Below are 26,911 nucleotides of genomic sequence, written 5' to 3' on the forward strand. Positions count from 1 at the left end.
GATGTGAATCCCCCTTTTTCTGTCGATTATATGTGTTTACGAAGGACGTCTTTAATGGCTTCCTGGTCTAACAAGTTATTTAATCCAGCGACCTTTCTTGTGCCGTCATCCAGCTGATCGATAATATCTGTTGCGCCAATATAGAGGTCTGCTTGTTCATTTTTGCTTGTACTGAGATCGGTGTGATCCACTTCCGCTAAAAGTCCTAATTCTTCTAATGCTTTTTTGACATTCATTTCAACAATAAAACTGCTTCCTAAACCGTTTCCGCATACAACTAGAATTTTTTTCATCCTCTTTTTCCTCCTTTATACTTGTGAAAATCGATTGATTAGTTGTTGAATGGCTGCTAATTCCTCTGCTTCAATCAATTGTCTCACCCGTTTTTCTTCACTTAACAGCATCGTCAGCTGTTTGAGTGCTTTCAGGTGGGTCATACTGTCAATGGCAGCTAATACAATGATGAGACGAACTTGCTTTTTTCCATCCTTTGAAAAGGAAACGGGCTGATGACATGACATAAGTGACATGCTTAATTTGTTCACGCCATCCTCTGGTCTGGCATGCGGAATCGCCACTTGTGGCGCAATCACAATATAAGGACCATTTTGATGAACAGACTGGATCATCGCTTTCACATAACTTTCCTGAATCGTTTGTTGATCAAGCAAAGGCTGTGCTGCTTTTGTAATGGCCTCCTGCCATGTGTCTGCTGTTTGCTGGAGCTGAATGGTTTCTTCTGTTAATAAATCGTTTAACACTGGTTTCCACCCTTTCTGGTGTGATACATATGTGGGATGAAGCAGCTCCTTCAGGTCATGAAGCAATGCTTTTTCATTTTGAACGATGGTATGCTGCTGAATGATATTGAATAAAGCATTCACATGGTGCTCATCAAGCTTAGGTTCTGAGCCTTCTCCATATTGAAGCAAAATTTTTCTCTCATAAGCAGTGAGAATAGGGTGAACGAGATGAACAGGTTTTCCTTTAAACGAAATAGGTGTCGTTGACACAACAAAGTCGGCATCAATGGATGTTAATTCTTCATATGAACGTTTTGATAACAGTCCGCGTATGTCGATGTAGCCGATTAATTCAAGAAGCTGCGTTTTCAGCATGTGACTTGTGCCAATTCCTTCTCCGCAGACAATGTAAACAGAACGTTTCGCAATCGATGAAATCCCTTCTCTTCTCATCCAGCCGCCAAAATGCATCGCCACATAGGCAATTTCATGATCGCTCATCTTTGAACAGGCCGCCTTCTCTAAATGGCAAGCAACCTTTTGTGTGATGTCAAACACCTCTGGCTGTGCATGTTTAATGGAATCTGTTAATTCATTGATGATCTCAATGTGATAGATGAGCCTATAATAGGCCGGAATTAAATGCATGGTTAAGTTTTGTTCCAAGACTTCTACTTCCTGGAAGGAAATACACGCATAACGCTGAAAGTCAATGATCATTTGTCTCGCAATGGTTCGAATGAGATGTTCTTCTGGTTTTTGACTTGTTGGGAGTTTTTGTTTTTTGGCACTGAGCCATAGCGTACTAAGAAAATAGATTTCATCATCATGAACCAAAAGACTGGTTTCTTTTTGAATTTGCGCCATGAAACGAATAGCAGCCAAGCATTCATCTGTTTCCTGCAATGTCCGTTTTTCTTCTGTTGAAATGTGTACAGCACGTCCTAGCTTCATCCGTTTAAAGTAGAAAAAGAGATCCATAGACAGCTGATCCAGCATGTCATCTGCAAACTCAAGCTTCAGATCTTGTTCGGACTGTTGAAGGAGAGCATGTATTCTCTTATATGAAATAGGACCCTTTAACCAAACCGATGGAAACGTTTTTTCATTTTTTATCATGGTGCGAATGAAATGAATATAAGGCTTCAGCGCCAATCGAATTGTTCTTTCTTCTCCTGAAATTAAATAGCCGCTAGCCGCCTGATAGTGAAGTGTAAGCTGCTGTTTTGAAAGTGCTTCTTTTAGCTGTTTCATATCCTCGAGCAATGTATTTCGGCTCACCTTTGTTATCTTCATAAAATCATCAATTCTTAGGCAATGCTCGCTACATGCAATGGATAAAAGCAAGATGGCCCTTCGTTCCTTTACACATGGTTCATAATCTTGACCAATAAGCATGGTGTCAGCTTTTTGAATAATGACTTCTTTTTCATGAGGATTTAAATAATAGCCAAGTTGGCCTTTTCGCTGCACACCACTAAGTTGATGAGTTTCCAGCCAGCTGTTCATTCGTTTGATTTCAGCATAAACGGTTCGAGTCGAGACATTCATTCGATTCTGTAAATCTTCTATTGATAAATAAGATGTCGTATGAAGCAGCATAGATAGCAAAGTAGTACCCCTTTTGGTTAAGTACAGTTGGAATTCCTCCTTTCTTTCCCTTTGGTTATAAGTCTAATCAACTCACCTGCATCAAAGAAGCCCAAATGTCTTCAGCACGTGCTTTGCAGCGATTGTGTGCTCTTTTCATAAGAAAAACACACTGATTGAGTGTGCTTTCAGACTTGTATACAAAGAGCTCTTTGTCTTCTTTTACGTGTTTGAGGACGAATAAACGCAAAAAACCTAGAATGGTATAAAGCCAGTCAAGGTTTTTTATTTTTCCTATATGTGACGCTTAAAATTATTTTTTGTTTAAACTAAATCCGAAATCCAAATAGTTTTCAAATGAAATACAAATACTCCAATCACCTTCTAATGATATAAAGTAGTGGTGCTGTGGGATATCTAAAAAATAGACTAGTAACTCTTCTAGATGTTTTAATTCAAACTGGTACCCAAACTCTGTAAGGTTATCCCCTATGTAAATTACTTGTAAGTTATTATCTAAATATTTTTCTTTTAATTCAGTTATAAAGAGAAGAGCATCAGAAAGTAACGATTCATGATTTGAGCTCTTACTATAATGTTTATTGGTTTGTAACCAATCTATTTTTGAACCAGCAAAATCAAATTTTTGTTCTATTAAGTCTAAATAAATTTTTGGATTTTTATGTACTTTGACATATTTAAGAAGGTCTTTTAATTCCAAATCCTTTATTAGATCTTCATCATAAGAATTCAATAAAATTACCCCCCTTTGTGTTTTTTAAAGTCTTTCTTGTCAAAATCCATAGGAATCGCTGTTTCGTCATTTTGTTGCAATCAATTCAGTGTACAATGCCATTGTAGCTTGCTGATCCGTCTCTGACAAAGCATATTCATCTTTTTTTGACCGAGTTATATTAAATTTTCTGCCATACCAAAACTTCATTCTTCTGTGTTCAATCCCAATAATAAATATAGTGCTGAGTTGAAGAATCGCTTGTCATCCCCATTTTTTCATACAATTGTTGTGCTTTTGTATTAGAAGTCGCTGTTTCTAGACTGATAAATCGAGCTCCTTTATCGTTTGCAAATGAAAATGCTTTTTTCATCAATTCCTTACCTACTCCCTTTTGACGAAAATCGTTTATAACAAACAAATCATTTAAAATGAACGCATCTTTCATCGCAACAGATGAAAATGTGGGATACAGTTGTACAAATCCTACATATTGTTCACCTTGCTTTGCAACAAACAAAATAGACTCTTGTTTACGGTATCGTTCCACTAGAAAATGATAAGCACCTTCTACATTAGAAGTCTGTTTATAAAATTGGCGATATTGATCAAATAGAACCGAAACTTGTTTTAAATCATTTTCATTAGCTCTTACTATATCCACTCTTCTATCCCCTTTTCATATCAATTAGTAGTATAATAATCGATATTCTGACATGTGAAAATGTACAAATTTATACTTTATTAAATGTCAGAAGGGAGGAATGAAGAAATGAAACATTATATTTTCCCTTTCAGTGCCAATCAACCAAAATATAAACAAATTTATGAGCAATTTAAAAAATTAATCGAGGAGGGAAAGTTAAAAACAGGAGAAAATCTTCCTTCCATTCGTTCACTAGCCAATGACCTAGGTGTTAGTCGCCACACTACACTACAAGCATATGATCAATTATTAGCTGAAGGATATATTCAAGCCAATGAGCGTAAAAGCTATAGTGTCAATGAATTTGAACCGATATTTCTTCAAACCTCTATTTCAGAAGTACCTAGAAATGAACCAATACAATTGATCGATTTCATTGATTTCAAAGCAAGTACTGTTGATGAGGAACAATTCCCTTTAAAAGTTTGGCGGCAAATTTCCAACAAAGTGCTGCAGCAATCCATTAGCTTTCAATATGGAGATCCTTTTGGAGAACCGGGGTTTAAACAAGAACTGGCTGATTATTTATTTCAAGCGAGAGGTATGATCATTAACCCCAAAAATATTATCGTTGGAAGTAATACACAGCAGCTACTGTTGTATTTGGGATTTCTATTAAAAGAAAGTTTTTCTAGTATGATTGTTGAAAACCCTGGTTATAGCGGTGTACGGGAGGTCTTTCATTTACATGGATTTGAAATGGAGAGTATTCCTGCATTAAAACAGGGTGTATTATTGGACCCACTTGTACATAAAAAGGGGAAATTATTGTATATCACACCTTCACATCAATATCCTACTGGTACTGCACTATCGATTCAACAAAGAATTGAATTGATTCAATGGGTACGATCAAATAACGGTTTCTTATTAGAGGACGATTACGATGGAGAATTTCGATATGGACAAAAACCATTTCCTGCTTTAGCATCTTTAGATGCTGCACATGTCATTTATTTTGGTACGTTTTCAAAAGCATTTCTACCAGCTGTACGATTAGCATATATGGTTTTACCTGATTCATTAATCAATATCTATATGAGTAAATTTGAACATTTCGAACATAATGCTTCTTTATTGCACCAACTGACCATGACTGAATTTATGAAAAGTGGGGAATGGACAAAGCATATTAAGCGTATGCGCAATACTTATAAAAGGAAAATGAACTTATTGGTTCAACAAGTTCACCATCTATTTGGAGAGCAGATTGAGATCATTGGTGACAATGCAGGGTTATATATCATGTTACGTATACACACGCCCTATTCCGAAAAAGAATTAATTGAAAAAGCTCTTCAACAACATGTTAAAGTGTATCCTACAAGTCATTTATTTATCGAAAATCCACCTGTACAACCGCACATACTGCTCGGTTTCGCAAACCTTACTCTTGAACAAATCGAAAGAGGTATTTGTTTATTAAAAGAAGCATGGAAATAAAATTGATGGTTCATTGGAGGTTTTTTTGTAACTTAGATGGATAAACTCATCTAACGCTTCCTCTGGCGAATCAATATCCTGATGAAATGTCCCACCTAAAAAATCTGCTAACTTCTTTAAATAACTGGAGCTATCATTCATTGAATCACCTCTGCAATGTATTATATCTTTTCTACTATTGAAAAAAGTTAAATAAATGAAAGGGTATAACATATTTTATATGACGAATATGTTATACCCTTTCTTCTTAAACTAACGCACCTGTTAGCATAACAAAAAAATGATTATTTTATTTTTTTTAGCATTTTAAAATTAGCCAACTTAACCCCCTTTTTTTCCACAGTTTGTGAACAAACAATTTTGTAACCTAGATGTTCAAAAAATGGCTTAGCTGTAATACTTGCTTCGGTATCAATTTCTAAAAGATTTAGTTTCTTTGCCTCAGATTCGAGCATATCAACTAAAGCTGTGGCTATACCTTGTCCTTGATAATCTTTATGAACGAATAGTCTATCTAAGTACCCGGTATGCGTTAAATCGCTAAAACCAACAACTTTACCATTCACTTTAGCAACAAATGTTATATTTTGACTCAATGATTCCTTCCAAGAATTCATTTTAGATTCTTTTTCATCTCTTGGTGCCCAAGCATCCAATTGTACTTGGGAATAATTTTTTGAATTTACGGAATGCACTGTTTCATAAAACAATGAAACAATCTCTTTTGTATCAGTTTCCTTAAACTTTATAATCTCCACTTTCTGTATACCTCCCCTTGTTTGGATAAGCATCCTATATTGTTATTCTCAATGAGAACTTCTTGCACCCTCATAACACATTCTCTCATAAAAGATATTACCGCTTCGTCTAAAGACCTCACAGTGTCCTTTCTTACGATTTAGACTTAAGCAATTGCAGCTCTTGATCCATGATTTCAGCTGCTTCTGAAATAAATTGAATGATTAAATCCAATTCTTCTGGCTTGTATTCATTTGTGAGTTTTTTGGTGGATGCCGATAAAGATAGAAAGAGTTGTTTCACCTGTGATTTCCCCGCTGTTAATGGAACAATGATGACCCTTCGCTTGTCTTTTGGGTCCTTCTCCCTTTTGACGTAGCCTGCTTTTTCTAACCGGTCAATGAGAGCGGTGACCGCACCTGAGCTAAGACCGGTTTTTTCACTTAATTCACCTGCTGTGAGTGGTCCAAGTTCGTTTAACAAATCTGCTGATTTGAGATCTGTTGGGAAAAGGCCGAGCGATTGAGCGGCTGCTTGGTGGAATAGGACTGTTCGTGTAGCAAGGCGTCTCATCGTATGAATGATCAGGTCCGCTTGCTCTTCTGCCTCGTTCTTTATTGACAACTTGTTCTCCTCCCTTTAAAATCAATTTATCTTGATCATCAAGATAAATGTTCTCTTACTTTATAATTAACTTGATCATAGCAAAAAAGTGAAGAGAACGTAAGCAGGAGGTAAATGAAATGAATAACGTGGATCATAAAGGCAAGGCATCCACTCGCTTTGTTGTCATCGGGTTGCTGTTAGGGATTTTTATGGCAGCGATGGACAACACCATTGTCGCAACAGCAATGGGAAGCATCGTCGCCGATTTGGGCAGTTTTGATAAATTTGCTTGGGTGACTGCTTCTTACATGGTGGCAGTGATGGCCGGTATGCCGATTTATGGAAAGCTTTCAGATATGTATGGTCGAAAGCGTTTTTTTCTGTTTGGACTTATTTTCTTTTTAATTGGATCTGCGCTGTGCGGCATCGCACAAACAATGGATCAGCTCATTATTTACCGTGCGATTCAAGGACTTGGAGGCGGTGCTCTTCTTCCGATCGCTTTCACAATTATCTTTGATATCTTCCCGCCAGAAAAGCGCGGGAAAATGTCCGGTATGTTTGGTGCAGTTTTTGGTCTATCCAGTGTATTAGGCCCGCTGTTAGGAGCGATTATTACGGATTCGATCGGCTGGCATTGGGTGTTTTATATTAACGTACCAATCGGTATTGTCAGTGTGTTCTTGATCGCCAAATTTTATCAAGAATCGCTCGAGCATCGTAAGCAGAAAATTGACTGGTCAGGTGCCATTACACTTGTCGTTGCGGTTGTCAGTTTAATGTTCGCCCTTGAGCTTGGCGGTAAATCGTATGCATGGGATTCTGTTCAAATCTTGACACTATTTGCTGTGTTTGTTGTCTTTGGCACCATCTTCTTCATTGTTGAACGAAAGGCCGAAGAACCGATTATTTCTTTTTGGATGTTTAAAAATCGTTTGTTTGCGACATCTCAAATTTTGGCGTTTTTATATGGCGGGACGTTTATTATTCTAGCTGTCTTTATTCCTATCTTCGTCCAGGCAGTGTACGGTGAATCTGCAACAAGTGCTGGGTTCATTTTAACACCGATGATGATTGGGTCCGTGATTGGCAGTATGATTGGCGGAACGATGCAGACGAAAGTACCTTTTAGACGATTAATGACCATCTCTGTGATTTCATTTTTTGCTGGGATGCTGCTGCTTGCCAATATGTCGCCTGATACAGCAAGATTGTGGCTTACGCTCTTTATGATGATTTCAGGTTTTGGCGTTGGATTTAGCTTCTCCCTTCTACCATCTGCTTCAATGAATGATCTCTCTCCGCGCTACCGCGGCAGTGCTAATTCTACCAATTCATTCATGAGATCACTTGGGATGACTTTAGGCGTGACGATTTTTGGAACGATTCAAACCAATGTCCTGACAAATCGTTTAGCAGATGCTTTTAGCGGAATGAAAGGAGCTTCTTCTCAAGTTGGTGACCCACAAGCCATTTTCCAAGAGGGGGCACGCTCACAAATTCCGCCTGATATTTTAAATAAAGTGATTGATGCGATGTCACAAAGTATTACGTATGTATTTATGATTGCTTTATTCCCGATTGCACTTGCGGCGATTACGGTCGTATTTATGGGAAATGCACGAGTACGTACATCAAATGAAATGAAAGAAAGCGAATAATGTAAAAAAAGCAGAGCGATGCGGCTCTGCTTTTTTTCATCTTATTGATATAAAAGTTGGGCTTTTCCTTCACTGCCAACGATCTTTATTTTAGATGTGACCATGTCTTTGGCTGCTTGTTTTGCTTTTTGTAAATACATACGCGGATCTAAGCTTTCAGGTTCGTTTGAGAAATGATCACGAATCGCTTCAGAGTATGCATTTTTCAGTTCAGTGGACACATTGACCTTTGCCATACCGAGTGCGACACATCTTTTGACATCCTCATCTGGTACAGCTGAACCACCATGAAGGACAAGCGGCACATCGACAAGCGCTGCAATTTGTTCAATGCGGTCAAAGTCGATATCCGGCACCCCTTTATAGATGCCGTGGGCCGTGCCGATCGCAGGTGCTAAAGTAGGTACACCAGTTTCTTCTACAAATTGACGGCATTCTGATGGAATGGCTTTTTCAGCATCTTTTTCATCCACGACAATATCATCTTCTACCCCGCCTACCTTGCCTAACTCGGCTTCTACATTCACACCTACTTTTAAGGCAAGGTCCACCACTTCTTTTGTGCGGCGTACATTTTCTTCATATGAATGCATGGAAGCATCGATCATCACGGATGTATATCCTGCTCGTATACAAGTAAGAATCACATCAAAATCAGTGCAATGATCGAGATGAAGTCCGATTGGCATTTGGTATTGATCAGCTGCCGCCTTTACTGTATCTGCAATGGCTTTTGCGCCAAGCGATTGGACCGTGCCAACCGTTGTTTGCAAAATGACAGGTGATTTTAATTCAGCTGCCGTTTCAAGTACCCAGTAAATACTATCAAAGGAATGTACATTGAATGCGACAATTCCGTATTTTTCTTTTTTTGCTACTTCAAGCATGGGTGTTGTGGAAAGTAAAGGCATAGTCAAACATCCTCTCTTGTCAAAATCTCTGTTTTTAATAAAGTGAGCATTTCTTCATTTGTTCTTGTTTCGAGCAGTTTTTGCCGTTTCGTTTCATCCATTAAGCCGCGTGAAAGAGCAGAAAGTGCTTGTAAATGAGTGGTTCCTGCTTCACTTTTTGGGATGAGTAGGGATAAGAAGAAAAAGCAAGGCTTCCCATCAAAAGCGTCCCATTCGATTCCGGTTTCTGTACGGACGATGACGAGTGCCGGTACTTGAATGGCGTCTGACTGTGTATGCGGAATGGCAAATCCATCTTGAAAGCCGGTTGTACTCAGAGCTTCTCTTTCAGCTAGTCCTTTTTTGACTGCCTCAGGAGATGTACAAATACCTGCTTCAGAGGCAATGTCAGCTATGGCTGCGAAAACGCCAGCCTGTGAAGAAGCCGTTTCATGTAGATTCATATAAATATGTTCCATCATTTCTCTTCCTCCCTATTAAACTGCGGGTTTGTCTATTTTCTTGCGGTAAAGTCCGTATAGAATCGCACCTACAAGTGATCCGATGAGTATGGAAAGCACCCACTGAAATGCCCCTGTGACGACTGGTAAGACAAGGAATCCACCATGCGGAGCAGGAACCTGTACGCCAAACAGATAGGTCAAAATGGCAGAGATGGCCGAGCCAAACATGATAATTGGCAGGACAACGACTGGGTTTTTTGCTGCAAATGGAATGGCTCCTTCGGTAATATGAGTCGCTCCGAGAATATAGTTGATCATCCCAGCATTTCGTTCTTGTGGTGTGAAATGTTTTCGGAAAATCGTTGTGGCAATCGCAATGATAAGCGGCGGTGTGATACATGCTGCTGACACCCCTGCCATGAAATAAAGGTTACCTTCTGCGAGTAAAGCCGTTCCTGTGACATAGGCTGCTTTGTTAAAAGGTCCTCCCATATCAAATCCACACATGGCTCCAACAATTAAACCTAAAAGCAATGGATTTGTGGATTGAACTGATGAGAGAAAATCCATTAATGAATTATTTAGCCCTGTGATTGGAACTAATAGCGGGGTCATGACAGCCCCAATTAAGAAAATACCGATAACAGGATAGATGAAAATTGATTTTAATCCGTCAAGTGATGCTGGTAATTTTTGAAGCAGGAATTGAAGAAGTACGATGATATACCCTGCTGCAAAACCTGCGATAATACCACCTAAGAATCCAGCGCCTCCATCGTTTGCAAGCAGGCCACCGATAAATCCGACAACCATCCCTGGGCGTTTGGCGATTGAATCAGCGATAAATGCTGCTAAAATAGGCACCATTAAGCTAAAGCCGAGTCCGCCAATGTTTTTCAAGTAGGCAGCAAACGGATGATACGTTTCATGCTGAGGATCAGCTGAGTAAATACCGAATAGAAAAGATAAAGCAATTAAGACCCCGCCTCCAACAACAAATGGAAGCATGTGTGATACACCGTTCATCAAATGTTTGTAGATGGTGTGTATCCACTTATTCGCTGACTTTTGTTGAGCTGATGAAGGCGCAGATGTTTTTTCTGTTCCAGAAGCTCTTCCTTTCACTTGATGAACGGGGGCTTCTCCATTGATAATGCCTTGAATCAGTTCGTTTGGTGTGCGAATACCCTTTGCTACAGGCACTTCAATGAGTGGTTTGCCGTGAAAACGATCTGTATTCACATCTTTGTCAGCAGCGACAATGACCCCATCGGCCTCCAAAATGTCTTGATCCGTTAAAGCGTTTTCAATTCCTACTTGACCATGCGTTTCAACTTTGATGTCGACCCCTAATTGCTCAGCTGCGATTTTTAATGCCTCAGCTGCCATAAATGTATGCGCAATGCCTGTTGGACAGCCAGTGGCAGCGACAATTTTCTTGCGGCTCATGTGAACTCCCCCTTATATGTTCTGAATGTGTATTTGCTCAATTAATGAATCAATGTCATGTAAATCACTTAACCCTTTTGAAAAGGCGGTAGATGCCCCTGTTGCAATGCCGTAGCGTAAGCATTCTTCCGAAGGTTGTCCTTCCAGCTGTTTACTTAGGAATGCAGCGAGCATGGCATCACCAGAACAAGCCGTGTTTACGACCGTTCCTATTGGTGCATTTCCTTTTAATACGGCTTCGTTTGTAAGGAATAGAGCTCCTTCCCCTCCTCGGGAAATGAGTACTTGCTCTGCACCCATCTCGATCAGCTTTCGCCCTGATTCAACGAGTTCTGTTTCTGATAAACGATGGGTTTTTCCAAAAAATGCGGCTATCTCTTCTTCATTTGGTTTTAGTAAATATGGTTTGTATTGAAGTGTTTCTAAAGCTGCTTTAGAGCTTGTGTCTAAAATAAATTTCACGTTGTTTTGATGACAAATAGCGGCTATCTCTGAGAAAATGCTGGCAGGGACGCCTTTAGGTAGACTACCTGACATAATGAAGATGCTGCCTTTTGGAATGGTCGAGATTTTTTCGCGAAAGGCATCAAGCGCTTTTGCCTCTATAGCAGGTCCTTGATTCACAAGCTTGTATTCTTCCGTTGTGTTAATAAATACATTAATGCGTGTAATCCCATCAACTGGGATAAAATCGGTTTGAATGGAGAGATCTTTTAACGATTGTTCAATATATGAACCTGAAAACCCAGCAATAAATCCTAATGCAGTGCTGGTGAAGCCATATTTCTTTAGCATAATGGACACATTAACACCTTTTCCATTCGGCTGATAATCCTCATCTTCCGTGCGGTTGACTGTATCTGCACGCATTTCTTTTAATGCAATATATAGGTCAATAGCAGGATTTAAGGTGCAGGTATAAATCAATTGGTTTCACCTTCTTTCTTTTCTCTAAAGAAAGTATCTCATACGATTCAGTGAAAAAGTTTTCAGATTGTGTAAAGGTTTTCACGGTAAAAAGCCTCCCATCATGAAGTGTGGAAGGCTTTTTAAGTGTTTATTTCATCCGAATCACATAGGCGTCTAGTAAAATGCGGGCAATGACATGAAGAGACAGGCGGGACCTGACTTCGTAATCTGGGAAGAATGATTGTTCCCCTTTATATCCGACGAGTGTCATATCTGATATTTTACTTAATGTAGAATCAATTCTAGTTGTGACCGTAATGGTCGTGACTTGCTTCATACTGAGGTTTTGGCAGGCTTCTACTAGTTCCGACGTTTCTCCATTTAATGAAACAAAGATGGCAAGTTCGTTTTTATCAATGTCACGCGATTTGAGCCGAATGATATTCGGGTCGTCATGAACTTCACATGTTTTTCCGATGAGCTGCAATTTGATGGTCATCTCTTTGGCGATCATCTCTGAGAAGCCTCTGCCAAAAATATAAATTTTGTCCGCATCGTGGATTTTTTGAACTGCATCCTCAATTTGCCCAATACTTTGCAGTTGAATCGTCTTTAAGACCTCTTCTTCATTTTTTCGAATGGCTAGTTTGATGTCTTCGTCAATATTTTTTAGTTGATCACTATCATCTGTCATTTTCTTTTCTTGTTTCAATCGATATTTAAAGGATGTATAGCCATTGTATCCAATTTTCTTCATCAGTCTGACAATGGTCGCTGTCGACACGTTGGCTCTTTCACTTAATGTGACGATGGATAAGGTGGAGATATCCTCTAAATGCTGGTGAATATAATGCAGTAAATAACGTTCTGTTTCACTTAACGTTTGATACACATCACTTGGTATATTAAATAATGGTTCATTCAATGCGATTCCCCCTTACTCATTTCATACTATAATTAAATGCCCTATGAAAACAAGGTGATTCTTTTATCCTGTATTTTTCATTAGAAAGCTGGATGAGTGAAATTTTGTTTTTAACATAAGCTAAGAAAAAGAACGGTTTGTGTGAAAGGAGTTGATCACTGTGCTTCAATTCTTGTTTTTTCTGATCCTTTTATATGTGGTGTATGTATTTTTGACCGCATTTGTCTTGTTTTATTTACCGTTTCAAAAAACATGTAAAGAACATTGCATCTATAAAGCCTCTTCCATCTCAGGAGACGACCAAGGCATAAATCAAGTCATGCTACTTGATGACGGGTTTGAATCAGGTCAAGTGAGAGTTCAAATGATTCGCGAGGCTAAAAAGAACATTCGTTTGAGTTATTATTCCATTCAAAAAGGAAAAACCGCCGAATGGGTGCTTGGTGCTTTAATTGAAGCGGCTGATCGAGGAGTAAAAGTTCAGCTGTTGTTAGATGGCATTTGCCATAGCCTGCGTGGACCGCTGAAGCATTTGCGTTATGCTGTGGCGAATCATCCGAATATGGCCATTCGTTTTTATGAGCCTTTTCGTTTGTTCAAGCCATGGACGTGGCATAACCGCCTTCACGATAAGCTTCTTTTGGCAGATGGCAAGGTCGCTGTCATGGGCGGCAGAAATATTGGTGATAAATACTTTGCAGATCAGCCCCCGAAAGACTTTGCGTATGACCGAGATGTGCTGCTGTTCAACGCCAAAAGGGGAAAAGTATTAGATGAAATGGAGCAGTATTTCGTTTATTTGTGGAATCATGATTTTACGAAAAGAACGAAAGATGTATTTTCCAAGGCAAAAGCGAAAAAAGGAAAAAAGCTAAGAAAACAGCTGCTAAGATCTTATCAGGAAGCCATTCGTACAAAAGAACCCTTTGTCATGTCCACATATGATTGGGCAAAAGACGCCATTCGTGCAAAACAGATTGCATTTTTCACAAATCCAGTGGAACGCTTAAATAAACGTCCGCTCGTCTTGAAAAAGTTAAACGATCTCGCACAGCGGTCAAAGCGTTCGGTTCTTATCCAGACGCCTTATGTCATACCGACACGGCCAATGAAAGACGGACTCACGCCATTACCAAGTGATATTCAAACGACGATCGTGACGAATTCTCTTACAGCGACACCAAACCCTTTAGCATTTGCAGGATATTTAAGCACGAAAAAGGAATTAATGAAAACGGGTGTTCATTTGTATGAATATCAAGGGCCGTATTCAATTCACGCCAAATCAATGGTCATTGATGATAACTTAAGTATTATTGGAACATATAATCTAGATGCAAGATCCAGCTTTTTAAATACTGAATCGATTTTAGTGATTGATAGTGCACCATTTGCGTTATCTCTTACGGAAGCAATCGAACGAAAAATCGCTTATAGTGTTCTCGTAGCGAAAGATCGAACAGAATATAAAGCAAGCGACTATGGACAGAAAAAAAAGCCTTTCATGAAAAGGCTCCTTTTAACTGGTTTATCTACTATAACGGTTTTATGGCGGCGGTTGATTTAAATAAAAGGGCAGCTACTTTTGTGGCAGCCCTTTTTCTCTTGACTGCTCCTCTTCTACAGGTTCAAGCTTGGTTAACTTAAATACGAGGATTCCTGCCACAATGACAAGTACACCTAATAATTTTGTAAAAGAAAATGTTACTTTTTCTAACCCAAGCCAGCCAAGCGAATCAAATAGAAGCGCACAACCTAGCTGAGAGGTGAGAACAATCGAGATTCCATAAGTGGGACCGAGACGTTTGATGCTCTGAACAAGACAGATGACAACGCCTACCCCGATGGCTCCGCTTATCCAGTACCAGGCTTCCATATGCCTTAATTGAAACATGCCGGTTCCTTCTAACAAAAGACCCATCAAAAGTGAAGCGATAAAGCCCATTCCTAGAACTAGCGTCGTTGTTGACCAAGAGCCTGTCTGCTCATTAACTTTACTATTAAAAATGGTTTGTAAGCTGACAAGTGCCCCAGCAGTGACAGCTAATATTATTCCTATGATCATATATAAGTCCCTTCGTTTCTTCTATTCATAAATGTTGTGTTCTGCTATTTCTAAAAGCCCTTTTTGATCACATATCGTAATCTTTCCTCTTCGCCTTTCAATCAGCCCTTTTTCTTGGAACTGCTGAATGACCCGATTAATATGGCGGTAGCTTGTTCCGATTAAGCTCGCTGCATCCGTGAGGCGAAGCGTACGTGCGTGCGCGTCATCATCACCTGTTAAAACAGACAATAAATAGCTTGCAAGTCTGACCTCTACAGGATATAAAAGGTGGAAGCTTAAATCATTTGATTTTGTATAAAATTTGTTTGTGATGCCCTTGAGCAAAAAGGTTAAAACTCGAGGATCGTCCTTTGCATGCCGCATGAGGGCTTGATGAGAAATCCTGAGCATATGTACTTCTGTAACGGCTTCAACTGTATTGACCATATCTGTCTGCTGAACGTATTCAATATCTCCAATCGCTTCAAGAGGGTTTTTAAAGCAAAGAATAAACGTTTTTCCTTCCTTTGTGGTGGTGAAAATCTTTAATTTTCCTTTCACCAGCAAGTACATATACTCCCTTTTATCCCCTTTTGAACAAATCAGCTCACCTTGCTGATAGCGCCACAAGCTCACATGTGAGATGAGTTTTTGATGAAAGACATTCTGTAATTGATGCGTCTTGATATAAGAGGAAAAAAGAGATTCATCATGCAGCTCCTCCATCTGATGCCCTCCTTTATAGTTTTAAGATGATGACGCCTGCAATCATTAAAAGGATGCCTGCATAATGAGGCCATTTCATTTTTTTCTTCTGAACACCAAACCATCCTTTTGCATCAATGGCAAAGGTAAACGCAAGCTGAGCGATGAGTAGAGCAGCGATGGTGAGTGTCACACCAATGATTTGAATGGCAGTGACCTCATTAAAGATAATAATGGCTGCAAATGCACCCCCAATTAAATAAAGAGGCTGCACTTTTTTGTATTCCTTAAAGTGGCCATCCCGTACGATGAGTAAAATGACGAGAGAGATGATAAACCCTGTCAGCTGCGTGATCGTTGCTGCCTGCCACGTCCCGATATCTTGACTAATTCTGGCGTTGGCCACGCCTTGCAGTGTAATACAAGCGCCGCCTAATAATGCGAAAATAACACCTTTCATTCGTTCAAAAGCTCCTTCTTTTTTCAGTCTAGTTCCATTAAATGATAGATGCCCTCATGTTGAAAAGGACATATGTCCCACTTTGCGTATTATATCAGAAACTTTCCCTTTTACAGTTTCTCCGTTTTAGATTTTTCACAGTGGGTACAGTTTTATATCAGCTGAAAACAGAATATTGGATTGAATCACATATAAAAAGGAGACATGTCAGAATGAGAAATCAAGAGAAACACTTTATTAATGGAGAATGGGTCGCATCAACAGGAAACGAAACGACGGAGGTCATTAACCCTGCGACAGAGGAAGTCATTGGCACCATTAGTTTAGGAACGAAAGAAGATTTAGATAAGGCAGTCAAAGCAGCCCGAGCCGCCTTCCCTTCTTTCTCAAAAACATCTCGAAATGAACGAGTAGAAATGCTGGAAAACATTGTGCGAGGGTACGAAAAACGTAAGGATGAGCTTGTAGAAGTGATGACACAAGAACTTGGTGCACCATTGAAAGTGTCCGAAGAAGTTCATTACAAAATGGGTTATGAACATTTTTCTAAAGCAGCAGAAGCACTGAAATCTTATACATTTACCGAAGACCGCGGTGGACATACGATTATAAAAGAGGCGATTGGTGTCAGCGGATTGATTACACCGTGGAACTTCCCGACGAATCAGACATCTCTTAAAATTGCGGGTGCCATTGCGGCAGGTTCACCAGTTGTCTTAAAGCCAGCGGAAATTACCCCTTTTGCTGCGATGATTCTTGCAGAAATTATTGATGAAGCAGGTGTACCGAAAGGAGTCTTCAACTTAGTAAACGGAACGGGTGACGTGATTGGTGACGGCATTAGCTCACACCCTGATATTGACTTCGTTTCATTTACAGGATCAGGTGCCGTCGGCTCTAAAATTATGGAAAACGCAGCGGACAATGTGAAAAAAGTAGCACTTGAGCTTGGCGGAAAATCCCCTCTTATCGTCTTAGACGATGCAGATGTGAACGAAGCAGCAGAAACAGCCATTCATCATATTGCGATGAATACAGGTCAAGTGTGTTCTGCAGCTACACGTGTGCTGATTCCAGAATCAATGAAAGACAAGTTTGAAAAAGCGCTGCTGAACACCCTGCCGAAGTTTACAGTTGGTGATCCGAGAGAAGATCACGCTACTGGCCCGCTTGTTTCTAAAAAGCAGTGGGATACGGTGCAATCTTATATTGAAAAAGGAATCGAAGAAGGTGCTACCCTTCTTGCTGGGGGAACTGGAAAGCCAGACGGAATCGATAAAGGATATTTCGCCAAGCATACCATTTTCACCAATGTGAAAAATGATATGACCATTGCGCAAGAAGAAATCTTTGGGCCAGTCATGAGTGTGATCACGTATCAAGACCTCGATCATGCCCTTGAGATCGCCAACGATACAGTGTATGGTCTTGCCGGGTATGTTGTTGGTCAAGATGAAAAAACATTAAAATATGTCGCTGAACATATTCGTGCCGGTCAAATCACCATTAACAATGCTGAAACAGATTACTTTGCCCCATTTGGCGGTTTTAAGCAGTCTGGTATCGGAAGAGAATGGGGAGACTTCGGTATCGAAGAATATTTAGAAGTGAAAGCTGTGATGGGACTTCCAACGGCGTAAGTCAGGCGAAAAAGAGGAAAACGGTGATCCGTTTTCCTCTTTTTTGTGCCCTCTCCCCTATTCATCCGTGTTTTGTCATTAGAAATCTTAATCATGACAATCAATATTATATATTTTACTTAATGGCAAACTTTCGGTAAAGTTCAAATTGAACCTATATATATAATTCCTATCGAATTAATCTATGTTTATATTCCTTGTGAGGTGGATATTGTTGCAACTTCATGTATTGAACAGTCCGTTTAGCCAGGAGCAGGCAGAGTTACTCAATCAGCTGCTTCCGACTTTAACAGATCAGCAAAAAATTTGGCTTACTGGTTATTTATCAGCGCAGGCAGCGCTTGCCGGCTCAGAAGCTGTCACTTCGGCGCCTTCTGCCGCAGCACCTGTACAGCCTGTGAGCAAAGATGTGACCGTGCTTTATGGGTCGCAAACAGGCAATTCCGAAGGGTTAGCAAAAAAGACAGCCCAGCATCTTGAAGAGAAAGGCTTTCAAGTGACGCTCTCTTCTATGTCCGATTTTAAACCGAATAATCTGAAAAAAATAAACAATTTACTGGTCATTGTCAGCACACATGGCGAAGGAGATCCGCCGGATAATGCCCTTTCGTTCCATGAATATGTTCACGGCAGACGTGCGCCAAAGCTCGATCATTTAAGCTTTTCTGTCCTTTCATTAGGTGACAGCTCATACGAATTCTTCTGTCAGACAGGAAAAGAATTTGATGAACGCTTCGAAGAACTTGGCGGTACTCGCCTGTTTGACCGAGTGGATTGTGACCTTGATTATGATGAGCCGTTTTCAGAATGGCTTCAAGGTGTTGCCTCTTCTTTGAGTGAAGGTGAAGCTGTATCACTGCCGCAAGAATCAGCGGGAGCCAACAATCAAGCCGTTTCTGAATATTCAAGAACGAATCCTTTTTATGCTGAAGTTCTTGAAAATATCAACCTAAATGGGCGTGGATCTAATAAAGAAACACGTCACTTAGAGCTTTCTCTTGAAGGATCAGGCCTCGTGTATGAGCCAGGTGACAGCCTTGGCATTTACCCGACAAATGATCCTGCGCTTGTCGATGAACTGATTCAAACATGCGGATGGAATGCAGAAGAAGCCGTCACCGTTCATAAAAACGGAGACACTCTCCCTTTAAAAGAAGCACTCACCTCGCATTTTGAGATTACGGTTTTAACAAAACCACTTCTTCAAAAGATCGCTGCACTGACAAAAAGCGAATCCTTGCATGCTCTTTTAGAAGAAGGAAACGAAGAAAAACTGAAAGAATATATCGCAGGCCGCGACCTAGTAGATGCGGCTCGTGATTTCGGTCCTTTTGAAGGAACCGCTGCAGACTTTACGTCCATTTTAAGAAAAATCCCTGCACGCCTTTATTCCATTGCAAGCAGTCTCAAAGCAAATGACGAAGAGGTTCATTTGACGATAGGTGCTGTCAGATATGATGCGCACGGCAGAGAACGCCAAGGTGTCTGCTCGATTTTATGTGCAGAGCGATTGCAGCCAGGTGATACGTTACCTGTTTATATTCAGCACAACCAAAACTTTAAGCTTCCTCAAGATCCAGATGCACCGATCATTATGGTAGGACCAGGCACAGGCATCGCCCCTTTCCGTTCATTTATGCAGGAGCGTGAGGAAATGGGTGCAAACGGAAAGTCATGGTTATTCTTCGGTGATCAGCATTTTGTGACGGATTTCTTATACCAAACGGAATGGCAAAAGTGGTTAAAGGATGGCGTCTTAACGAAAATGGACGTGGCTTTTTCAAGAGATACTGAGGAAAAAGTATATGTCCAGCACCAAATGAAGAAACAAAGCAAAGAATTATTTGAATGGCTTGAGCAAGGTGCTTACGTGTATATTTGTGGAGATGAAAAGCATATGGCGCATGATGTCCACAATACCCTTCTATCCATCATTCAAGAAGAAGGTGCGATGAGCAAAGAAAAAGCAGAAAGCTATCTTGCCAACTTACAGCAGCAAAAACGCTATCAGCGTGATGTTTATTGATTTAATGCTTGAAAGAAAGGAGCTTTTACTTACATGGTGAAGACAGCATTAACAGCGCCGGATGGACCTCCGAGCGACGTAGAGGAAATCAAAGAAAAAAGTGATTATTTACGGGGTACGTTAAAAGAAGTGATGCTTGATCCGATTTCAGCGGGAATTCCGGATGATGACAACCGTCTGATGAAGCATCACGGCAGCTACTTACAAGATGATCGTGATCTGAGAAATGAACGACAAAAACAAAAGCTTGAGCCTGCCTATCAATTTATGCTGCGTGTCCGTCTGCCTGGCGGAATCGCCACCTCCAAGCAGTGGCTTGTGATGGATGAGCTTGCTCATCAATATGGCAACGGTACGTTAAAGCTGACAACTCGTGAAACCTTCCAGCTTCACGGTATTTTAAAATGGAATATGAAAAAGACCATTCAAGACATTCATTCTACTATGCTTGATACGATCGCAGCTTGCGGCGATGTAAACCGGAATGTCATGTGTACATCGAATCCTTATCAATCTGAAGTGCACCATGACGTGTACGAGCTGGCAAAAAAATTAAGTGATGACTTACTTCCACAAACAAGAGCCTATCATGAGATTTGGCTTGATGAGGAAAAGGTAGCAGCAACACCTGACACTGAGGTTGAACCGATGTATGGTCCGCTTTATTTACCAAGAAAATTTAAGATTGGCGTGGCCGTCCCTCCTGCTAATGACATTGATGTCTTTTCGCAGGATCTAGGCTTCATTGCCATTATAGAAAACGATCAACTGGTCGGCTTTAATGTCGCAATTGGCGGCGGAATGGGTATGACGCATGGTGATACAGCGACTTATCCGCAGCTTGCAAAGGTCATCGGTTTTTGTACACCTGAACAGGTCGTAGAAATTGCCAAACAAGTCATCACCATTCAACGTGACTACGGAAACCGTTCCGTGCGAAAAAATGCCCGCTTTAAATATACGGTGGACCGCCTTGGTCTTGAGAATGTAAAAGAAGAGCTTGAGCGCCGTCTTGGGTTTACTCTTTTAGAGGCAAAGGATTATCACTTTGATCATAACGGTGACCGTTACGGCTGGGTAAAAGGCATTAACGGCAGATGGCATTATACGATGTTTGTAGAAGGGGGACGCATCACAGATTATGATGATTATCCGCTGATGACAGGCATCCGCGAAATCGCCAAAGTTCATACAGGTGACTTCCGTTTAACCGCCAATCAGAATTTAATCATTGGGAATGTGACAACTCATAAAAAGAAACAAATCGAACAGCTCATTCAGAAGTTTGGTTTATCAGACGGCCAGCAGCATTCTGCCCTGCGCCGCAGCTCAATGGCTTGTGTGTCTTTGCCAACATGCGGTTTAGCGATGGCTGAAGCAGAGCGCTATCTTCCACGATTGATTGATAAAATCGAAGACATCGTTGAAGAAAACGGATTAAGTGATAAAGAAATCACCATTCGAATGACTGGTTGTCCAAATGGCTGTGCTCGTCATGCGCTTGGAGAGATTGGATTTATCGGAAAATCACCTGGTAAGTATAATATGTATCTTGGTGCCGCATTTGATGGTAGCAGATTAAGTAAATTATACCGTGAAAATGTGGGTGAGGAAGACATTCTAAAAGAACTTGGCTCTATTCTTCCCCGCTACGCAAAAGAACGAGAAGAAAATGAACATTTCGGCGATTTTGTCATTCGTGCAGGGATTGTGAAAGAGACAACAGATGGAACGAATTTTCATGTGCAATAAAAAGAGACAGGAAACATCCTGTCTCAGATTGTTGACAAAGGGCTAAAATGAACTTTATTTTAGCCCTTTGTCTTCTTTTCAGCGTGATAGAAAACCTTTGCAGCCCTAGGAAGGACGAGCATCGGCGCGGAGCGAATTTAACATTCGTGAGCACCGAAGCGCAGGACTGACACCGAATGCGAGGGTTTGTCTACACGCTGAGACAGGAACCATCCTGTCTTTTTTATTTTTTCTGTTTCTTATTTAAGTATTCGGTCAGACTCTTATATACATCTGGATTGTCTAATGAAGATAGATCTGGTGAAGGCTGCTCTTCATACGCCCCTTTAAGTAAACGCCGTACGATTTTTCCATTCCTTGTTTTCGGCAAAGCTGAAATGAGATGAACTTCTTTTGGTGTGAGCGCTTTTCCAGCATGTGAACCAACATGGGCTGAAAGCTCTTGGATAAGGGCTGCTTCTTCAAAAGCATGCGGACTGGTCACGATGAAACAGACGAGCGCCTCCCCTTTCACCTCATCCTTTACCCCAATCACAGCGGCTTCATGCACGGCAGGATGCCAGGTAAGGATGGATTCAATTTCAGCTGGCCCGATGCGTTTACCTGCTGTATTAATGACATCATCCGATCTGCCGGTGATGTGGAATTGTCCGTCCTCTGTTTGCATGACCCAATCTCCGTGTGTCCATACACCATCAAATCGTTTGAAATACGTATCTTCATAACGCTCCGGTTCGTTCCAAAAACCACATGTCATGCCGACCCATGGCTTTTTCACCACAAGCTCCCCTACTTCATTCATCACGCTTTGCCCAGCTTCATTGTATACATCTGCCGCCATTCCTAAGATCGCCGCATTAAAGAGAATCGGTTTGATGGGACGAAGCAGCGTACTGCCTACAATGCCACCAGAAACTTCGGTTCCTCCTGAATAATTTAAGATTGGAATGTTCTTTTGACCAATGGTGTGAAATAACCATTGCCACGGAGCTTCATTCCATGGTTCCCCTGTAGAAATAATGGCTTTGACATGCGATAGCTCGACCCCATCAATCGTTTGCTGCATCGCAGAACGAACAAATGTAGGGGAAAGCCCAAAATGAGTGACTTTCTTCTCGTGGATGAATGACCAGAGCTGCTGCTCATCTGGATAATCGGGAGCGCCGTCATATAAAACGATGGCAGCTCCATTGATCAAGCTGCCAAAGACGAGGAATGGCCCCATCATCCAGCCCATATCAGTCAGCCAAAACAGCCGGTCTCCTTTTGCCACATCCATACATAGCCCGGCATCAAAAGCTGCCTTTATCGGAAAGCCTGCGTGTGTATGAACGGCTCCCTTTGGTGTGCCGGTTGTGCCTGACGTATACAAGATCATCAGCGGATCTTCATTTGTGACATAGGTCGCGCCGGTGATCGGCTGTTCTTGTAACAAATCATTCAGCAGGACATCGTCCTGATATCCGGTATGAGAGGAAGTGTGCACAATCACTTTTTGCACAGTTGTGGTTTTGTTGATGGCATCCGCCACACATTCCCGCATGTTGATCGTTTTCCCTCGCCGCATCATTTCATTCGCTGTGACGACAATGGATGCGCCTGACGCACGAATGCGTACAGCGAGTGGCTCGCTTCCATAGCCTGAGAAGACTGGGCTGAAAATAACACCAATCTTTGCAAAGGCAAGCATGACGGCGACCGTTTCTGGAAGCATTGGCATATAGATGATGGCTACATCCCCTTTTTGAAGTCCTTCTTTCAAAAAGCCAGCTGCAAGACGGCTCACTTTCTCTTGAAGTTCGAGAAATGACCATTTCTTTTCTTCACCGGCTTCATTGCTCCAAATGATGGCGGGCTGATGCTTCGTCTCTTCTTTTTCTGCCCATTTGTCCACAGCCGTTTCGGTGATGTTAAGTGTGCCACCCTGATACCATTTCGGCCACATCAATGAGTGGTGACCTAATGCCGCTTCATATTTTTTTTTCCACTGAATGCCGACCGCCTTTTCCGCTTCTCTCCAAAACCAGTCTGTGCGTGCAATACTGGCTTGATAGAATGAGTCATACGTAGAAAAACCAAGAGATTTCATCCACTGATGCAAACGTGTTTTTTGGCTCTGCTTTTCTTCCGGTATCCATTCTGGTTTCAGGTTGATCATGAGGTCTGCCCCCTTTAGACCGGATAGACCGGATGTTTTCGTTTCGTAAATGTCATGTCTTTCGATGAATAGGCTAGTAATCTATGACAAAGTTCCGTTCTTAGACGGTCAAATGGGATGACGCCATCGACAATCATTTCAGAGGCAAGCTCATAGATATTCATATCTTCCTGGTATTCCTTCCGTTTCTCTTGTATAAATGAAGCCCTCTCTTCGGGCGGGAGTTCTGCAATTTTATTTGCATAGACGGCATTTACAGCGGCTTCTGGACCCATCACAGCGATTTGCGCCGATGGAAGAGCGAGACAGCAGTCTGGCTCAAAAGCAGGGCCTGCCATTGCATATAATCCTGCTCCGTAAGCTTTACGGACGATGACGGATATTTTCGGAACGGTTGCTTCTGACATAGCGGAGATCATTTTTGCCCCATGACGAATAATGCCGGCTTGTTCCACTTTTGTTCCAATCATAAATCCTGGTATGTCCGCAAGAAAGAGCAGCGGGATATGAAAGGCATCACAGAGTTGAATAAACTTGGCGGCTTTATCAGCTGAGTCGTGGAATAATACGCCGCCTTTGACCCTTGGCTGATTGGCAATGAGACCGACAGGCTGACCGTTCATTCTGCCAAAGCCGGTGATTAACTCTGCGGCAAACAGTTTTTTGATTTCAAAAAATGACCCTTCATCAATCAGTAAATCGATGAGTTGATACATATCAAATGGGGTATTCTGGCCTTTAGGAATTAAGTCTTGGATGGTGATGTTAGATGGTTTAGGTGCTTTTGCTGCTGTCGTTTTTGGTTTTTCCATATAGTTGGCAGGCATATAGGTTAAATAATCACGTGCAATTTGAATGGCCTCTTCCTCTGTTTTGGCTAATATATCTCCGCATCCAGAAATGCTGCAATGCATTTTCGCACCGCCCATTTCCTCAAGTGATACTTTTTCACCAATCACCATTTCAGCCATTCGCGGCGACCCTAAATACATGGATGCATTTCCTTCGACCATGACGACAATGTCACAAAAAGCAGGGATATACGCACCACCGGCAGCAGAAGGACCGAATAGTAAACAAATTTGAGGAATGCGTCCAGACAGCTTGACTTGGTTATAAAAAATTCGCCCTGCTCCTCTTCTGCCTGGAAACATGGCGATTTGATCGGTGATTCTTGCACCCGCAGAATCGACTAGATACAGCATAGGACAATTGAGCTTCTCGGCCGTTTCTTGAATTCGAATGATTTTTTCTACTGTTTTGACGCCCCACGATCCTGCTTTAACCGTAGAGTCGTTTGCCATGACACAAACAGTCTGCCCATTCATACGCCCGGTTCCTGTGACGACACCATCTGCTGGTAAATGTTCATCTTTGCACTCTGCAAACATGGCATCTTCAATGAAAGAATCCTCATCTAATAGCAAATGAAGCCGATCACGGACAAATAATTTTCCTTTTTCTTTGTTTTTTTGATGGTAGCGTTCTGCCCCGCCCTTTTCAATTTGTTGTTTTTTTAATTCATATTCTTCGATCATAAACATTCCCCTTTCTTGCTATTTCCCTCTGTAATAAGGCGTTCGTTTTTCTTGAAAAGCCTTGAGACCTTCTAGTCGATCTTCTGTATGAATAAGCCGCAGATAAGCTTCGTATTCTTTCGTCAGACCTGTTTGTAAATCGTGATCAAGGCTGGATTGAATGGCTTGTTTTGCTTCTTTTAAAGCAATCGGTCCATTTTTGGTGATTTGTTTTGCGAGTGTGATGGCATCATTCATCAGTGAATCGGCTGTAGAGATACGTTCAATCAGTCCGATTTGAACGGCTTCTTCTGCTCGTAAAGAAGTGCCTGTGAAGATCATTTCTTTCGCTTTCCCGGGTCCGATCAGGCGCGGAAGTCTTTGTGTGCCCCCTGCTCCCGGCAGGATAGCTAGTCCTGTTTCCGGCAGGCCGAGCGCTGCACCCGCTTTTGCGATGCGGAGATCACAGGCGAGCGCGAGCTCAAGACCTCCGCCAAGTGCGTGTCCGTTTATCACGGCAATGACAGGAACGGGCAAAGATTCAATGTCTGTAAAGGTTTGCTGAATGGTCAGAACAGCTTCTTTGGCTTCTTGTTCTGTCATCAATCGCCGTTCTTTTAAGTCTGCTCCTGCGCAAAAAACTTTAGCGCCAGCTCCTGTCATGAGCAAACAGCGGATGTTTTCATCATGTTTGATTTCTTGAATCGTTTGGTTAATTTCCTCTAGCATAGCAGCTGATAGAGCATTGGCTTGTGCTGGTCTGTTTAAGGTCATGATGCCAATGTAATCATCTTGTATTGAAAAATGGACCAATGAAGTCATGTGATTCACCCTTTATCAAGTAGTGTGAGACTGAAAAGCGCGTAAACAGTGACTTGGCAGGGTTCGATCCACTTTTGCTTCAATCCATTCAGCCGCTTTGATCAAGCGAGGGAGGTCGACATTTGTTTCGATCCCGAGTTTGTGAAGCATGTGCACCACGTCTTCTGTCGCCACGTTTCCGCTGGAGCCAGGTGCATAAGGACAGCCGCCAAGCCCCCCGCTAGAGGCATCAAATATGGTGATGCCGGCTTTTAATGCTGTATAAATATTGGCAAGCCCCATTCCTTTCGTATCATGAAAATGAAGTGCGATTTTATCAGCAGGAAAGCGTTCAAGTAAAAGGTCTAACCGTCTTTCTACTTGTAGCGGATGGGCTTCCCCAATGGTATCCCCAAGTGATATTTCATCAATGCCGAAGGACAGCAGCTGTTCCGTTAATCGCAGCACTTGGTCCATCGGCACTTGTTTTTCATAAGGACATCCAAACACGGTTGAAATATAGGCCCGCGTTTGCCGTCCTTCTGCTTTTAAATCGGCTGTCATTTGTTTGATCACAGGCAATGTTTCCTGTATAGATCGATTCATATTCTTTTTGTTATGTGTCTCACTCGCTGAGATAAACATAGCCCCTAGCTCAAGGTTTGCTTCAAAAAAATGAGCTAACCCCTTTTCATTTGGGATGAGTGCGGCATAGGTAATATCCTCTTTTTTGTTTAATGATTGGGCTAATTCTTTGGCGTCTTTTAAGGCTGGAACCCATTTCGGATGAACAAATGAGGTGACTTCAATATAAGGAAGATGGGCTTCTTCGAGTAAATGGATCCATGTTCGCTTCTCCATTGTGTCCAGCCAAACGGATTCATTTTGCAGGCCATCGCGCGGGCCGACCTCTCTAATGAGCACGTTTTTTGGTAATACCATGCGGCT

Annotated in this window: 24 protein-coding genes; 6 read left to right on the plus strand and 18 right to left on the minus strand. The window is 41.5% G+C overall.

The genetic code is table 11. The features are described 5' to 3' along the window. Nucleotides 1-26: 26 nt before the first annotated feature. From MHI41_RS09195 to MHI41_RS09210, 4 genes are all read right to left on the minus strand, one after another. Nucleotides 27-293, minus strand: coding sequence for a PTS sugar transporter subunit IIB (locus tag MHI41_RS09195; protein WP_017359544.1), 267 nt, complete (start codon nt 291-293; stop codon nt 27-29). Nucleotides 294-308: 15 nt separating this feature from the next. Next, nucleotides 309-2,381, minus strand: a complete 2,073-nt coding sequence (locus MHI41_RS09200; protein ID WP_342494764.1) for a BglG family transcription antiterminator — start codon at nt 2,379-2,381, stop codon at nt 309-311. 265 nt (nt 2,382-2,646) lie between these two features. After that, complete coding sequence (locus tag MHI41_RS09205) at nt 2,647-3,087, minus strand: rhs-associated protein (RefSeq protein ID WP_282833685.1); 441 nt, start codon at nt 3,085-3,087, stop codon at nt 2,647-2,649. Nucleotides 3,088-3,286: 199 nt separating this feature from the next. Next, nucleotides 3,287-3,730 carry a GNAT family N-acetyltransferase gene (locus tag MHI41_RS09210; RefSeq protein ID WP_342494738.1) on the minus strand — a complete coding sequence of 148 codons (444 nt, stop codon included), beginning with the start codon at nt 3,728-3,730 and terminating at the stop codon, nt 3,287-3,289. A gap of 108 nt (nt 3,731-3,838) precedes the next feature. Here MHI41_RS09210 and MHI41_RS09215 point away from each other — a divergent pair, with 108 nt between their 5' ends. After that, nucleotides 3,839-5,215 carry a PLP-dependent aminotransferase family protein gene (locus tag MHI41_RS09215; RefSeq protein ID WP_342494739.1) on the plus strand — a complete coding sequence of 459 codons (1,377 nt, stop codon included), beginning with the start codon at nt 3,839-3,841 and terminating at the stop codon, nt 5,213-5,215. 284 nt (nt 5,216-5,499) lie between these two features. Here the strand turns inward: MHI41_RS09215 and MHI41_RS09220 are convergent, their stop codons facing one another. After that, entirely contained in the window at nt 5,500-5,973 is a 474-nt protein-coding gene (locus MHI41_RS09220; RefSeq protein WP_142155210.1) for a GNAT family N-acetyltransferase, read from the minus strand. Between the two features lie 133 nt (nt 5,974-6,106). Continuing rightward, nucleotides 6,107-6,526 carry a MarR family transcriptional regulator gene (locus MHI41_RS09225; RefSeq protein WP_046344981.1) on the minus strand — a complete coding sequence of 140 codons (420 nt, stop codon included), beginning with the start codon at nt 6,524-6,526 and terminating at the stop codon, nt 6,107-6,109. Between the two features lie 170 nt (nt 6,527-6,696). Here MHI41_RS09225 and MHI41_RS09230 point away from each other — a divergent pair, with 170 nt between their 5' ends. Further along, the gene (locus tag MHI41_RS09230; RefSeq protein WP_017359534.1) at nt 6,697-8,220 is read left to right on the plus strand and encodes an MDR family MFS transporter; all 1,524 of its coding nucleotides are present in this window, start codon (nt 6,697-6,699) and stop codon (nt 8,218-8,220) included. A gap of 41 nt (nt 8,221-8,261) precedes the next feature. On the opposite strand, the gene MHI41_RS09235 is transcribed toward MHI41_RS09230, so the two are convergent. The 5 genes from MHI41_RS09235 to MHI41_RS09255 form a co-directional block, all read right to left on the minus strand. Then, nucleotides 8,262-9,131 carry a class II fructose-bisphosphate aldolase gene (locus tag MHI41_RS09235; protein ID WP_342494740.1) on the minus strand — a complete coding sequence of 290 codons (870 nt, stop codon included), beginning with the start codon at nt 9,129-9,131 and terminating at the stop codon, nt 8,262-8,264. A 2-nt stretch (nt 9,132-9,133) separates the two neighbouring features. Then, on the minus strand, nt 9,134-9,592 hold the full coding sequence (locus tag MHI41_RS09240; RefSeq protein ID WP_255816709.1) for a fructose PTS transporter subunit IIA: 459 nt from the start codon (nt 9,590-9,592) through the stop codon (nt 9,134-9,136). Nucleotides 9,593-9,607: 15 nt separating this feature from the next. After that, nucleotides 9,608-11,023 (minus strand): PTS fructose transporter subunit IIBC, encoded by a 1,416-nt coding sequence (locus MHI41_RS09245; RefSeq protein ID WP_039167833.1) that lies wholly within the window; start codon nt 11,021-11,023, stop codon nt 9,608-9,610. A gap of 12 nt (nt 11,024-11,035) precedes the next feature. Then, nucleotides 11,036-11,950: a 1-phosphofructokinase gene (gene pfkB, locus MHI41_RS09250; protein WP_281215213.1), complete on the minus strand. Its 915-nt coding sequence runs from the start codon at nt 11,948-11,950 to the stop codon at nt 11,036-11,038. A 130-nt stretch (nt 11,951-12,080) separates the two neighbouring features. Further along, nucleotides 12,081-12,857 carry a MurR/RpiR family transcriptional regulator gene (locus MHI41_RS09255; protein ID WP_007499235.1) on the minus strand — a complete coding sequence of 259 codons (777 nt, stop codon included), beginning with the start codon at nt 12,855-12,857 and terminating at the stop codon, nt 12,081-12,083. Nucleotides 12,858-13,017: 160 nt separating this feature from the next. On the opposite strand from MHI41_RS09255, the gene MHI41_RS09260 reads away from it, so the two are divergent. Then, entirely contained in the window at nt 13,018-14,424 is a 1,407-nt protein-coding gene (locus tag MHI41_RS09260; RefSeq protein WP_017367376.1) for a phospholipase D family protein, read from the plus strand. Nucleotides 14,425-14,436: 12 nt separating this feature from the next. Here MHI41_RS09260 and MHI41_RS09265 read toward each other — a convergent pair whose 3' ends face one another. The 3 genes from MHI41_RS09265 to MHI41_RS09275 are packed head-to-tail and all read right to left on the minus strand — an operon-like array spanning nt 14,437 to nt 16,069. Beyond that, nucleotides 14,437-14,922, minus strand: a complete 486-nt coding sequence (locus MHI41_RS09265) for a DMT family transporter (protein ID WP_041092781.1) — start codon at nt 14,920-14,922, stop codon at nt 14,437-14,439. Nucleotides 14,923-14,943: 21 nt separating this feature from the next. Further along, complete coding sequence (locus MHI41_RS09270; protein ID WP_206114357.1) at nt 14,944-15,630, minus strand: Crp/Fnr family transcriptional regulator; 687 nt, start codon at nt 15,628-15,630, stop codon at nt 14,944-14,946. Between the two features lie 13 nt (nt 15,631-15,643). Next, the gene (locus MHI41_RS09275) at nt 15,644-16,069 is read right to left on the minus strand and encodes a DMT family transporter (RefSeq protein WP_019744156.1); all 426 of its coding nucleotides are present in this window, start codon (nt 16,067-16,069) and stop codon (nt 15,644-15,646) included. Nucleotides 16,070-16,281: 212 nt separating this feature from the next. Between MHI41_RS09275 and MHI41_RS09280 the strand changes: the two genes are divergently transcribed. From MHI41_RS09280 to cysI, 3 genes are all read left to right on the plus strand, one after another. Beyond that, nucleotides 16,282-17,709 (plus strand): aldehyde dehydrogenase family protein, encoded by a 1,428-nt coding sequence (locus MHI41_RS09280; RefSeq protein ID WP_342494741.1) that lies wholly within the window; start codon nt 16,282-16,284, stop codon nt 17,707-17,709. Nucleotides 17,710-17,923: 214 nt separating this feature from the next. Continuing rightward, nucleotides 17,924-19,735, plus strand: a complete 1,812-nt coding sequence (locus MHI41_RS09285; RefSeq protein ID WP_342494742.1) for an assimilatory sulfite reductase (NADPH) flavoprotein subunit — start codon at nt 17,924-17,926, stop codon at nt 19,733-19,735. 33 nt (nt 19,736-19,768) lie between these two features. Then, nucleotides 19,769-21,487: an assimilatory sulfite reductase (NADPH) hemoprotein subunit gene (gene cysI / locus MHI41_RS09290; RefSeq protein WP_282833692.1), complete on the plus strand. Its 1,719-nt coding sequence runs from the start codon at nt 19,769-19,771 to the stop codon at nt 21,485-21,487. A gap of 223 nt (nt 21,488-21,710) precedes the next feature. Here the strand turns inward: cysI and MHI41_RS09295 are convergent, their stop codons facing one another. Genes MHI41_RS09295 through MHI41_RS09310 form a run of 4 tightly spaced genes read right to left on the minus strand, consistent with a single transcriptional unit; the run spans nt 21,711 to nt 26,905 of the window. Continuing rightward, on the minus strand, nt 21,711-23,645 hold the full coding sequence (locus tag MHI41_RS09295; protein ID WP_342494743.1) for an AMP-binding protein: 1,935 nt from the start codon (nt 23,643-23,645) through the stop codon (nt 21,711-21,713). Between the two features lie 14 nt (nt 23,646-23,659). After that, on the minus strand, nt 23,660-25,183 hold the full coding sequence (locus MHI41_RS09300) for an acyl-CoA carboxylase subunit beta (RefSeq protein ID WP_342494744.1): 1,524 nt from the start codon (nt 25,181-25,183) through the stop codon (nt 23,660-23,662). Between the two features lie 18 nt (nt 25,184-25,201). Then, nucleotides 25,202-25,984 (minus strand): enoyl-CoA hydratase, encoded by a 783-nt coding sequence (locus MHI41_RS09305; RefSeq protein ID WP_342494745.1) that lies wholly within the window; start codon nt 25,982-25,984, stop codon nt 25,202-25,204. Nucleotides 25,985-25,999: 15 nt separating this feature from the next. Continuing rightward, a complete protein-coding gene (locus tag MHI41_RS09310; RefSeq protein WP_282833696.1) occupies nt 26,000-26,905 on the minus strand; it encodes a hydroxymethylglutaryl-CoA lyase in 906 nt (301 codons plus the stop codon). Between the last annotated feature and the right edge of the window lie 6 nt (nt 26,906-26,911).

This window comes from Bacillus sp. FSL M7-0307 (assembly GCF_038627835.1).
Taxonomy (GTDB): Bacteria; Bacillota; Bacilli; order Bacillales; family Bacillaceae; genus Bacillus; species Bacillus altitudinis.